Source organism: Dactylosporangium sp. NPDC050688 (assembly GCF_040654515.1).
In the GTDB taxonomy this organism is placed as follows: Bacteria; Actinomycetota; Actinomycetes; order Mycobacteriales; family Micromonosporaceae; genus Dactylosporangium.
In genome coordinates, this window is the sequence record NZ_JBFAIC010000130.1 from 1 (window position 1) to 12,307 (window position 12,307).

The 12,307-nt window shown below is 73.0% G+C and carries 8 protein-coding genes; 5 read left to right on the forward strand and 3 right to left on the reverse strand.

Going from position 1 to position 12,307, the window contains the following annotated elements:
* Nucleotides 1–182, reverse strand: a 182-nt coding sequence (locus AB0H83_RS50495) for a hypothetical protein (protein WP_360110759.1), incomplete at its 3' end; no start/stop codon positions are given.
* 29 nt (nucleotides 183–211) lie between these two features.
* On the opposite strand from AB0H83_RS50495, the gene rsmI reads away from it, so the two are divergent.
* Complete coding sequence (gene rsmI, locus AB0H83_RS50500; RefSeq protein ID WP_360110780.1) at nucleotides 212–1,042, forward strand: 16S rRNA (cytidine(1402)-2'-O)-methyltransferase; 831 nt, start codon at nucleotides 212–214, stop codon at nucleotides 1,040–1,042.
* A gap of 265 nt (nucleotides 1,043–1,307) precedes the next feature.
* Here the strand turns inward: rsmI and AB0H83_RS50505 are convergent, their stop codons facing one another.
* Complete coding sequence (locus AB0H83_RS50505) at nucleotides 1,308–2,255, reverse strand: hypothetical protein (RefSeq protein WP_360110762.1); 948 nt, start codon at nucleotides 2,253–2,255, stop codon at nucleotides 1,308–1,310.
* Between the two features lie 109 nt (nucleotides 2,256–2,364).
* Between AB0H83_RS50505 and metG the strand changes: the two genes are divergently transcribed.
* Nucleotides 2,365–4,128 (forward strand): methionine--tRNA ligase, encoded by a 1,764-nt coding sequence (gene metG / locus AB0H83_RS50510; protein WP_360110765.1) that lies wholly within the window; start codon nucleotides 2,365–2,367, stop codon nucleotides 4,126–4,128.
* A 55-nt stretch (nucleotides 4,129–4,183) separates the two neighbouring features.
* Here metG and AB0H83_RS50515 read toward each other — a convergent pair whose 3' ends face one another.
* Entirely contained in the window at nucleotides 4,184–6,475 is a 2,292-nt protein-coding gene (locus AB0H83_RS50515; RefSeq protein ID WP_360110768.1) for an ATP-binding SpoIIE family protein phosphatase, read from the reverse strand.
* Between the two features lie 768 nt (nucleotides 6,476–7,243).
* On the opposite strand from AB0H83_RS50515, the gene AB0H83_RS50520 reads away from it, so the two are divergent.
* The 3 genes from AB0H83_RS50520 (at nucleotide 7,244) to AB0H83_RS50530 (ending at nucleotide 12,022) form a co-directional block, all read left to right on the forward strand.
* A complete protein-coding gene (locus AB0H83_RS50520) occupies nucleotides 7,244–10,105 on the forward strand; it encodes a LuxR C-terminal-related transcriptional regulator (RefSeq protein ID WP_360110771.1) in 2,862 nt (953 codons plus the stop codon).
* Between the two features lie 141 nt (nucleotides 10,106–10,246).
* Nucleotides 10,247–10,921, forward strand: coding sequence for a PP2C family protein-serine/threonine phosphatase (locus AB0H83_RS50525; protein WP_360110774.1), 675 nt, complete (start codon nucleotides 10,247–10,249; stop codon nucleotides 10,919–10,921).
* 273 nt (nucleotides 10,922–11,194) lie between these two features.
* Nucleotides 11,195–12,022, forward strand: coding sequence for a hypothetical protein (locus AB0H83_RS50530; RefSeq protein ID WP_360110777.1), 828 nt, complete (start codon nucleotides 11,195–11,197; stop codon nucleotides 12,020–12,022).
* Nucleotides 12,023–12,307 lie beyond the last annotated feature (285 nt).

Sequence of the window (12,307 nt, forward strand, 5' to 3'; positions counted from 1 at the left end):
AGGTTCACCATCCGCAGCAGCAACCCGATGCCCGTGACCAGCACCGCCGCCAGCCAGAACCCGGGCGTCGCCCGACCCGGCCGGGCGAGCCGGCGGCGCACCGCGTCGGCGACCGGGCGGGCCGTGGACGGCTCGACCGCCTGCGGCGGCGTCTCGCTTGCGTCGGTCAGCACCGAGGTCATTGCGCGATCGTAGGCGGTGGGATGCCACCATCGCACATGTGCCATTGATTCTGCTCGGAGCGCCGTTGGGCAATCCCGAGGACGCGTCACCCCGCCTGCGCTCGGTCCTCGCCACCGCCGATGTCGTCGCCGCCGAGGACACCCGCCGGCTGGGTCGGCTCGCCCAGACCCTCGGCGTCACCATCGGCGGGCGGCTCGTGAGCTACTTCGAGGGCAACGAGGAGCGCCGCACCCCGGAGCTCGCGGAGCTGCTGGCCGGCGGGGCGACCGTCGCGGTGGTCACCGACGGCGGCATGCCCAGCGTGTCCGACCCCGGGTTCAGGCTGGTCCGTGCGGCGGTGGCGCTGGGTGTACCGGTGAGCGCCGCACCCGGTCCGAGCGCGGTCACCACCGCCCTGGCCGTGTCGGGGCTGCCCTGCGACCGGTTCTGCTTCGAGGGCTTCCCGCCGCGCAAGCAGGGCGAGCGCCGGGCGTACTTCGCGTCCCTCGCCGCCGAGCCGCGCACCCTGGTCTTCTTCGAGTCCCCGCACCGCATCGAGGACACGATGCGCGACCTGGCCGCCGTGTTCGGCGCCGACCGCCCGGCGGCACTGTGCCGCGAGCTGACCAAGACCTACGAGGAGATCCGCCGCGGCACCCTCGGCGAGCTGGCCGGTGACGCCGCCTCCGCCCGCGGCGAGATCACCCTCGTCGTCGGCGGCGCGCCCGCGGTCGCCCTGGAACGCCCCACCGACGCCGCCCTGTCCGCCTCCGTCGCCGACCTGGTCGCCACCGGCACCTCGAAGAAGGACGCGATCACCGCGGTGGCCACCCGCTACGGCCTGCCCAGACGAGAGGTCTACGCCGCCGCCCACGCCTGAAACTTCCAAGCGGACCGGCCGCCTCCGCCGCCGCGCCGATCCGCGCGCGCATCGGCCGGTGTATGTGAACGCCGGCTCGAGCCCGACGCCGGCCGGCGCGCAGCGGGACGCCGGCCGAGGGACACCACGACGCGCGGCGACCCCGGGATGCCGCGCATGCGCGCACGCCGCCGCGCACGGCGCAGGCGGTGCGAGCGCAGCGAGCATGGGGGTGCGGGGTGGGAACCCCCCCGCCGGGGCGCGGCGGCAGCCGTGACCCAGCAGCTCAGTACGTGGCGGCCAGGATGCCGAGGCCGAGGACGAGGGGGGCGGCGGCGGTCAGCGCGTACGCGGCCAGGCGGGTGCGGAAGCGGCCGAGACGGCCCGCGCCGGTGGCCCAGCACAGGGCGGCGCCGCACAGCAGGATGAGGGCGAACCCGACCGTCCAGCGGACCCGCAGGCCGGAGGGGTTGCCGGCGTACGCGATCCGGCCGCCGGTGCGCATCCGGGCGTCGAGGGTGGTGCCGGGCGCGTCGTCGGCGCCGACGACAGGGACCCCGGTGACGGCGGCGCCCGACTCGAACTGGAAGGTCGCGGAGCAGCGGCGCAGGACGCCGTCGCCCGTGCAGCGGGTGACCTGGGCGTGGCCGCGCTCGCCCTGGCCCAGGTCGAGCCAGAAGGGTTCGGCACTGGTCCAGGCGAAGAAGCCGGCGAGCAGGGCGATCACCAGCATGGCGGGCAGGCCCGCGGCGGGGTTGCGCAGGGTACGGGGCCTGCGCGGCGGGCGTTTCGGCGGCGGCGAGGTGCGGGCGGCGTCGCGGGGCTGACGCATGACGCGCATCGCGGGCGGCGGCCAGAGCTCGCTCCCGGCCGACAGCTGCGCCTCCGAGGGCCGGGCCGCCGACAGCCGCGCCTCGACCGGCCGCGCCCCGACCGGCCCTGACCCGGCCGGCTGCATATCGGACAGCTGGGCCGCGGTCTGCTCCAGGCGTGCGGTGGCGAGCCGCAGGTGCTCCAGGGCCGCCGTGGCGCCGGCGTCACGGGCGTCGGGGTCGGCGAGCTCCGGGTCGAGCCCGGCCGGCCCCTGATGAGCGGGCACCAGGTCGCCGCCCAGGCCGGTGTCGGGCGCCCGCACCGTGGTCGTCGACGTGGTCGGCCACAACGGGAAGGCGTCGGCGGGCCTGGGCGGGATTCCGGCGGCCTGGCCACGCCACCACGCTGGTTCTTCGCTCACCGGTTCATTGGACAACGGGCAATACTGGATATTCAGGATGCCACCTAGCGTGTCGGGAGAAAGTATCCCCTTCGCCGAATCAGCGGACGGGTCACTACGCTTGCAGGTCATGAGTCGTGTTCTCGCCGCGGTCGCCTGGCCTTACGCCAATGGGCCGCGCCACATCGGTCACGTGTCCGGCTTCGGAGTGCCTTCCGACGTGTTCAGCCGCTACATGCGGATGGCCGGTCATGACGTGCTGATGGTCTCCGGCACCGACGAGCACGGCACCCCGATCCAGGTCCAGGCCGACGCCGAGGGGGTGACCCCGCGCGAGCTCGTCGACCGGTACAACCGCGTCATCGTCGAGGACCTGCACGGGCTGGGCCTGACGTACGACCTGTTCACCCGCACCACCACCGGCAACCACTACCAGGTCGTCCAGGAGCTGTTCCAGGGCCTGCACGACAACGGGTACATCGTCAGCAAGACCACGCTCGGCGCGCGGTCGCCGTCGACGGGGCGCACGCTGCCCGACCGGTACATCGAGGGCACGTGCCCGATCTGCGGGTACGACAGCGCCCGCGGCGACCAGTGCGACAACTGCGGCAACCAGCTCGACCCGGACCAGCTCATCAACCCCCGGTCGAAGATCAACGGCGAGACGCCGGAGTTCGTGGAGACCGAGCACTTCTTCCTGGACCTGCCCGCGTTCGCCGACCAGCTCAACGCCTGGCTCGACACGCGCGAGGGCTGGCGGCCCAACGTGCTGAAGTTCTCCCGCAACCTCATCGCCGACCTGCAGCCGCGCGCGATCACCCGCGACCTGGAGTGGGGCGTGCCGATCCCGCTCGACGGCTGGCGCGACCGGGACGACAAGCGCATCTACGTCTGGTTCGACGCGGTCATCGGGTACCTGTCGGCCTCGATCGAGTGGGCCCGCCGCTCCGGCGACCCGCAGGCGTGGCGCAAGTGGTGGCAGGACCCGGACGCCGAGGCGTTCTACTTCATGGGCAAGGACAACATCGTCTTCCACTCGGTGATCTGGCCGTCGATCCTGCTGGGCTACTCGGCACCGAAGCCGGGCTCGCTCGGCGCGCTCAACCTGCCCACCGAGGTGGTGTCCTCGGAGTACCTGACGATGGAGGGCAAGAAGTTCTCCTCGTCGCGCCGGGTCGTCATCTACGTGCGGGACTTCCTGGAGCGCTACGACGCCGACGCCCTGCGCTACTTCATCGCCGTGGCCGGGCCGGAGGCGACGGACACCGACTTCACCTGGGCGGAGTTCCGCCGGCGCAACAACGACGAGCTGGTCGCCGGCTGGGGCAACCTGGTCAACCGTTCGATCTCGATGGCGGCGAAGAACTTCGGGGAGATCCCGGCCGCGGGCGAGCTGACGGCGGAGGACTCCGCGCTGCTGGAGTCGGTCCGCGCCGGGTTCACCAGCGTCGGCGACCTGCTGGCCAAGCACCGGCAGAAGGCGGCGATCACCGAGGCGATGCGCATCGTCGGCGAGGTCAACAAGTACTTCTCGGACCAGTCGCCGTGGAAGCTCAAGGAGGACAAGGCCCGCATGGGCACCGTGCTGCACGTCGCCCTGCAGGCGGTGCGCGACTGCAACACGCTGCTCACGCCGTTCCTGCCGCACGCGGCGCAGCAGATCCACGAGCTGCTCGGCGGCACCGGCGTGCACGCGCCGATGCCGCAGATCGTCGAGGTCGAGGACCTGGACAACGGGCTGACGTACCCGGTCCTGACCGGCGACTACGCGACCGGCGCGACGTGGGAGCCGGTGCCGATCACCCCGGGCACCGCCCTGTCCGCGCCGACGCCGGTGTTCCGCAAGCTCGACGAGTCGATCGTCGAGGAGGAGCTGGCCCGGCTGCAGAGCTGAGACCGCGCCCCCGCGGTCCGGCCGGGAGCCGGGCCGCGGGTGGTGCGGCGGCGGGTCACGGCGCTGGACGCAGCGGGATCTCCGCCCAGACGATCTTGCCGTCGGGCACCGCGCGGGTGCCCCAGCGGTCCGACACGGCGCGCACGATGTGCAGGCCGCGGTGGTGCTCGTCGTCGAACGCCGACTCGATCAGGAACGGCAGCCGGCCGTCCTGGTCGAAGACCTCGACCGCGACGTGCGCCGGCAGCAGGTGCAGGCGCAGCTCGACGCGGCGGGTCCGGGCGTGGGTCGTCGCGTTGGCGAACAGTTCCGCGACCACCGCGACCACCGTCTCGACCCGCTCGCCGGGCACGCCCCAGCCGCTCAGGGTCTCCTGCGCGAAGCGGCGGGCGGCCCGGCTCTGCGCGGGCGACGCCGGGTGGTCCGCCACGGCGGTGCGCGGCACCTCGCCGGGTGGCTGCCGCACGTACAGCACCGCGATGTCGTCCTCGTGGTGGGCCGGGTCGACCATGCCGGCCACGAGGTCGTCGAGCGCATCGAGGCTCGGCCGCGGGTGCAGGGCGATGCGCCGCTGCAGGGCGTCCAGGCGGTCCTCGATGTTGCTGTCGCGCCGTTCGACCAGGCCGTCGGTGTACAGCAGCAGCGCCTCGCCGGGCGGCACGACGACGGACTGCTCCGTGTACGGGAAGTCGACGGTGCCCAGCGGCGGCCCGACCGGCCCGGTCAGCAGCCGCGACGGCTGCCCCGCGAGCACCCCGACGGCCGGCGGGTGCCCCGCGTTGGTGTAGCTCAGCGTGCCGTTGACCAGGTCGTAGACCGCATAGAGGCAGGTCGCCGTCTGCGTGTCGAGGTCGGCGGCGAGCAGCGTGTTGAGCTGCCGCATGAGCCGCCCCGGGGAGAGCTCCAGCGACGCGTACGAGCGGATCGCCGTGCGCAGCTGCCCCATGACGGCGGCGGCGCGGATGCCCTTGCCCATCACGTCGCCGACGACGAGTGCGACCCGGCCGGCCGACAGCGGCACCAGGTCGACCCAGTCGCCGCCGACCTCGACGCCCTTCGCCGCGGGCAGGTACCGCGACACGACCTCCAGGCCCTCCACCCGCGGGATGCGCGGCAGGAGGCTGCGCTGCAGCTCGACGGCGGCGTTGCGCTGGCGCAGGTACCGGCGGGCGTTGTCGAGCGCCACCGCGGCGTGCGCGGCGACACCGGCCGCGAGCCGCTCGTGCCGCGCGGTGAATCGGGCCGGTCGCGGGTGGCCGAAGAAGAAGCCGCCGAGCACCTCGCCGGTGGCGGAGACGACGGGCACGGCCAGGTAGCTCACGACCGGCAGGTGCCCGTCGGGGATGCCGGCGTAGGGCGCGTTGTGCCCGTAGCGCGGGTCCTTCGTGATGTCGTCGCTGCGCAAGTGCCCGATACCGCGGAACGTCGGGTCGAACAGCTTCGTGTTGCGGGGCATCGGGAACTTCGCGAACGACTCCCCCGGCACCCCGGAGAGGGCGTGGAGCAGGTGGGACCCGCCAAGCTCACCGGTGACACCGGTGACACCGGTGACACCGGTGACACCGGTGACACCGGTGACACCGGTGAAGTCGGTGGCGCCGGAGAAGTCGGTGACGGCGGAGAAGAACGAGCCGAACGCCGCCCCGGTGAGGCTGGTCGCCACGTCGGTGGCGCGCTGGACGATCCGGCCGATGTCGAGCTCCGAGGACAGGTCGGTGCCGACGGCGTGCAGCGCCTCGACGAGGCTGGTCTCCTCCCGCAGCCGGGCCTCGCGCTCGCGCAGCTCGTGCTGGTTGCGGCGCAGCCGGCCGGCGGCCTCGCCGAGCTCGGCGACGGTCCGCTCCAGGCGGCCGGCCTGCTCGGCGGCGGCCCGCTCCACGGCGGTGAGCAGGTCGCCCAGGGCCGCCTCGCGTTCGGCCGGGCCGGCGCCCTGGTGCGGCTGCAGGCCGATGCGCAGGCTGAGGCCGATCAGCTCGAACAGCTGCGCGGTCTCCCGGTCCAGCCGGACGGTGACGCCGGCGAGCAGGCGGTGCCCGGGGACCACGACGGCGAGCACGACCCGCACCGGGTAGTCGTCGGCCTCGTGCAGGTGCACGCCCAGCGGCAGCGCGGCGAGGGGCGGCAGGAGGGGCGCGGGCAGGTCGCCGAGCGTGACGACCTCCGCGCCGGCAGCGAGACACAGCCAGGCGAAGCCGGGCTCGGCGCACCCGTCGCGGACCCGGTCGCGCAGCAGCGTCGCGACCGCCCGCAGCGCCCCGGGCAGGTCCTCCTCCGCACCGGCGGCAGCGCGCACCTCGGTCCCGCAGCGCACGATCTCGCTCAGCGAGAGGCTGTTGAGGTCGTACACCGGACCTCCGGTCCTGGAACATTCACGGACGAACCATCCAAACCGACAACCGAGTGGTGGCGCAACGGCTGCGGCGGTCCCGCCGGTCACGGTGGGCGCCTGGAATGCACCCTATGCCGGTTACTGCGGACTGCAACTTGCAGATTGACACGCGTTTGAGTAAGCCACAGGGCACCTAAGAGGAGTGTTGCTGATGACACCGTTGTAATTTTCAGCAACATTGCTGGCGTCTCGGTCAGCAGACTGAGTAGTTGACGTTGCAAATGGGAGTAGATCGCGTGTCGACACGCCGCGAAACCCTGCAGGATGATCTCCATCGGCGTGCCCGACGCCTTCGCCACGGTCGAAACGGGCTATTCCGTACACGTCCGCAGGACCCTCCAGAAGCCCGCCGGAGCCGGGTTCACGCTGTGTAGCCACAAGACGTGCAGTAACAACTGACACGGACAGCAAAACCGGACGAAATCCGCGTGTCCCACTCCGCACCGCGCACACGGCGTACGGCAGGATGATGCTATCAATCGATGGATATCTACTTGTAGAACGCTCAACCATGCGAAATTCGTCAATCTTTGTACTTGTGCAATCGACGCAGGCGAATGCGAACCCTCCCCTCCGGGCGGGTCTGAGATCTATGGTGGTCGGCGTCAGTTGTCCGACCATTACACCGCCAGGGAAGGGCCGACCGGCACGTCGGAAACCGCGTCTTCGGGAGTGACGGTGCATACGAGCCATCACGGCGTTCCACGCGACAGCACTCTTGACATATTGGCGCACAACGACGCCGCTGAGCGGTTCCGTGCCTGGACCGCGCCGAGCCGGCCGATCGAGGCACCCGTGGTCGAGCGGCGGTCCGACACGCCCGCGCTGCCGGTGGTACACCTCGCGCGGGAACGGCTCCTGGAGCAGCTCGACGCCGCCGCGTCCCACCCGGTGACGCTGCTCTGCGCACCGACCGGCTGGGGCAAGACCGCCCTGGTCGCGTCGTGGATCCACGGCGGCCGCGCGCCCGGCCGGGCCGCATACGTGCGGTTCGAGGTCAACTGCGGCGCCACCGCCTGGCGGCAGCTGGTCAACGCCCTGACCGCCGCCGGCATCGCCGTCGACCCGGCCACCTACGCGTGGAGCAACGCCCACCACTACGAGCGCGCCGTCGTCGTCCTCGACGACCTGCACCACGTCACCAACCATACGGTGCTGCGCCGGTTGGAGCGGCTCATCACCCGCCTGGGCGACAGGATCAGCTTCCTCATCCTGGCGCGGACCGAGCCGCCGCTGTCGCTGTACCGGTGGCGGGTCAGCGGCCAGCTCAACGAGCTGCGCACCGACCACCTGGCCCTCACCCAGGACGAGGTCGCGGGCCTCGCCGACGGCTACGGGGTGCGCCTGGCCCTGCACTTCCGCTACGCCCTCTGGCACGTGACGGAGGGCTGGCCGGCCGCGGTCGCGGTCATCCTGTCCGCCATGGTAGGCCGGCACGAGCCGGAGCGGATGGTCACCGACATCGTCCTCGGCGAGGCGGGGCTCAACGAGGAGGTCGGGCTCACCGAGTACGTCCGGCGCGAGATCCTGCAGCACCTCGACCCGGAGATCCGCGAGGTCATGCTGCGCACGTCCATCCTGGAGACGGTGTGCCCGGGCCTGGTCGAGGCGCTGACCGGCAGCCGCGGCGGCGCCCGGCTGCTGGCCCAGATGAGCCGCGGCAACGCCCTGGCCAGCTTCTACGGCGGCTCGCACTCCTGGTACCGCTACCGCCGGCTGCTGCGCGCGATGCTGCGCGCCGAGCTGCGCAGCACGCTGCCGTTCGCCGAGGAGCAGGCCCTGCACCGGGCCGCGGCCGGCTGGTACGCGGCGAACGGCCTGCCCAGCGACGCCCTGACGCACGCGATCGCGGGCAGCGACTGGATCAGCGCCGAGCGGCTGTTCGTGCAGTACTGGCCGGAGCTGGCCGGGTCGGGACCGCGGGCGCTGACGGCGCGGGACGGCACGCAGCCGCCGCCGGACATCGCCGAGCGGCCCATGCTCGCCTTCGCGCTCGCCCTGTTCTGCCGCGACACCGGCGACCTGGCCGGCATGTCGGCGTTCATCCGGCTCGGCGAGCGCGGCCTCGGCGAGGCGCCCGCGGCGGTGCAGGCCGAGATCCTCGCGGCGATGCGGCTCGCCGAGGCGGCCGCCGCGGAGCACCCGGAGCGGTCCGGCGAGGCGGCGGCGCGGCTGCTGAAGCGCACCGCGGACGCGGCCGGCGAGCACGTCTACGCGGACTTCACCGACGCGGCGCGCGCCGTCGCGCACCTGACCCGCGCCGGCGCCGAGGTGGCGATCGGACGGCTCGACGAGGCCGACGCCGCCCTGGAGCTCGGTGCCGACCTGGCCCGCAAGTCCGGGTTCAACCTGCTGACCGTGCACGCCAACCGGCTGCAGGCGCTGGCGCACCTGAGCCGCGGCCGGCTGTCGGCGGCCGCCGCCTGCGCCCGGCGGGTCCTGGACAGCTGCCGCGACGCGGGGATCGCCGAGTCGCGCAACATCAGCTACGCCCGGCTGGTGCTGGCCGCCGTCTGCCGCGAGCGCGGCCAGCTCGACGAGGCCCGCTTCCACATCGAGGAGAGCATCAGCGCCAACGCCGAGCCGGACCCCAACGGGTGGGTCAGCGGGGCGATCGCGCTTGCGCTGCTGCTCTTCGACCGCGGCGACCACGCCGGCGCGCTGGATGCCCTCGAGCCGCTGCTGGACAGCCGGGTCGGCGCGATGCCGCGGTACGCGGACGTCACCGCCCAGGCGCTGCACGCCGAGCTGTGCCTGCACGACGGGCGGATGGACCAGGCGCATACGGTCATCGCCGAGGTGGTGCGGTGCTGGCCCGGGTCCGACGAGCCGCTGCTCGCCCTGGCCCGCCTGCACCTGGCCGACGGCCGCCCGGCCGCCGCGGCCCAGCTGGCCGACCGGATCCTCGACAACGGGCCGGGCTCGCTGGTGACCGCCGTGTCGGCGACGGTCCTGCTGGCGCAGGCGCTGCGGCAGCTCGGCGACGTCGGCGCCGCGTCGGAGCAGCTCGACCGGGCGCTGTGGATGGCCGGCCCGGAGGGCATCCGCCGGCCGTTCCAGGGACACGCCACCTGGATCGCGGAGGTGCTGGCGGCGCCGTCCGGGTTCACCGTCACCCGGCCGCCGGAGCTGGAGCGCGAGGACCCGCACGACCCGGCCGTCGCCGCCGCGCCCACGTCCCCCGCGCCACTCGGCGTCCCGGCTCCGGGCCCGGCCGCCGGGGTGCCCGCGGCGGTGGCACCGGCACCGTTCAACGGCACGGCCCCGCTCAACGGCACGGCCCCGCTCAACGGCACGGCCCCGTTCAACGGCATGATGCCAGGCAGCGCCCCGCCGGGCGGCACACCCGCCGACGGGCTCGCGGCGTGGTCGGCACCCACCGGCGCCGCGATGGCCGACCCGCTCACCGAGAAGGAGTCGCAGGTACTGCTGTACCTGCGCAGCATGCTGTCGATCGCGGAGATCGCTGCCGTGCTGAGCGTGTCGACCAACACCGTCAAGACCCATGTCCGGCACGTGTACCGCAAGCTCGGCGTCAGCCGCCGCCGCGACGCGGTGCGCCGTGCCCGCGAGCTCAGCCTGATCTGAGGTCTCACCCTCCCGTGTGGTGTGACCGTCGTCGCCAACCACCCTTTCCGGGCGAGCCACCCACCCGGCCGTGAGGGCCACGATATGGGCGGTTGCCGGTGCTCCGGCCGTCGACCGACGAAGGCTCAGGGGTGTGACGTGGTGACGACGGATGTAGCGGTCAACGGCGTGCGGGTCGGCGTGCGGTACGCGGTCGCCGACACGATCGCCGGCGTCGGCGGCGACTGGTTCCTCGGCATCGCCCTCCCGGGCGGCGACGTGATGCTCGCCGTCGGCGACGTGATGGGGCACGGCCCCGACGCCGCTGGCACGATGCTGCAGCTGCGGGCGTCGATGACGTCCCTCGCGCTCGCCGGCGACGAGCCCGGCACCATCCTGTCCGCCCTGAACCGGATGCTGTGCCGGCGCCGCACGACGATGCTCGCGACCGCGGTGTGCGGCCGGTTCCGGCCCGCCGACCGGATGCTCGTCTGGGCCCGCGCCGGCCACCTGCCGATCCTGCGGGCCAACGCCGACGGGGTCGGGCCGCTGCGGCAGCCGCCCGGCATGGCGCTCGGCGTCGAGCCCGGCGCCTCGTACCCGCACGCCGCGATGCGCATCGAGCCCGGCGAGCTGCTGTTCATGTACACCGACGGCGTCGTGGAACGCCGCGACCAGGCCATCGACCAGGGCGTGCAGGGACTCGCCGACGACGTGCGGGCCGCGATGCGCGCCTGGCCGCCGGACGAGCGGATGGACCGCGCGCTGGACGGCGCCCGCCGCGGCAACCCCGACGACGACGCCTGTCTGCTGGCCGCAGAGCCGGTGGCCAGATGACCCGGAACCTCACCCATCGAGGGTGATCCACGTTCACCCTGCTCCCTCGAATCATGTTCCCAGGCACGACGTGGACGTTCCGGACGCGCGGGCGGCGCGTCCGGAACGGCCATCCGGGCCTGTTCCGGGGGGAACAGAGAAACAACGGGGGAGATAGGCCGTGCCGGTCCTGGTTTCGATCGGGACCGGCACGGCCCACATGTATGTCCCGCCGCTGTTCCCCAGGTGCAACCGATTCGGTAGACGGCAGAGGCAGTAGGGAGAGTAGGGCGGATGGACAGCGGCGGCGGTGTGGTGAAGGAATGGACCACGTTCGGGACGACGATGCTCGCTCTCGTCGGCACTTTGAACGTCTCGCAGGGGCTGCTGGTGGGTTTCGCCAGCGGGGGGATCGGGTTCGACAAGAATGATGTGGCATTCACCAGCGCCACGACCTGGGCGGCCGCGACGGTGTCCCTCGGTATGTTGCTCGGCATCACGGGCATCGCGCTGCGCGCCCGCAAGGCCAGCGCCCGGGCCGCCGCGGTCAGCGTGGTGGCCCTGCACGCGATCTCGCAGCTGGCCATGCTCCGGGCGTACCCGGCGTGGTCGCTGCTCATGGTCACGCTGGACGTGATCATCCTGTTCGTCCTCACGGTGCCGAAGGGCCGCTCGAGCGAGGCCGAGGCCGAGCCGGCGGAGGCGCCCATCGCCTCGGTCACGAAGCTCGCGCTGCGGCGCAACAGCCGCTCCGACGCGTACCGCGGCCGCCACAAGGCCGGTCGCCCGATCGTGCGGCACGAGGACGTGATCCTGGTCGACATCGTCGAGGAGCTGGAGCCGGCCGAGCTGGTCCAGCCGGCGGTCGACGAGATCGACCTCGACTCGCCGCAGGCGTGGGTCCGGGCGGTCGGGCACGCCACGGTGCCGGTGATCCTGGCGGAGCCGGTGGAGGAGTCGCTGGTCCCCGTCCAGCGCGCCTCCCTCGACCCGCTCATGGACCCGCTGCCGGTGCTCATCGCCGCGACCGCCGACACCGCGATCATCGAGGGTGTGATGGTCGAGGACGAGGAGGAGCAGCAGCTCGCCGCGATCGGCGCCCGGCCGTACGTGAACCGGTAGCCCGGACAGCCCCACCGCCGACAGCGGCGGCGCCCACAACGACGTGGACGCCGCCGCTGTTTTGTGCTGTCCCGCCGTCCCTCTGGGGTCCCGGGTCCGCACCACCTGGGCCGCTCCATCCTGTGGGCCCGCGACAGGCCCCACCTGCCCCCTTGCCGCACCACAAAAGCGGCGGCCCCCGGGATGTCCCGGACGAAAGCGACCGCCGGGTCGCGGCAACCCACCTGTCCCGGCTCGCGGTCCGGCCCGACTTCCTCGGCCAGGGCGTCGGCGCCCAGCTGCTGG

Coding starts and splice junctions, on each gene's coding strand:
- AB0H83_RS50530 (WP_360110777.1), top strand. CDS start 11,195: ATGGACAGCGGCGGCGGTGTGGTGAAGGAATGGACCACGTTCGGGACG.
- metG (WP_360110765.1), top strand. CDS start 2,365: ATGAGTCGTGTTCTCGCCGCGGTCGCCTGGCCTTACGCCAATGGGCCG.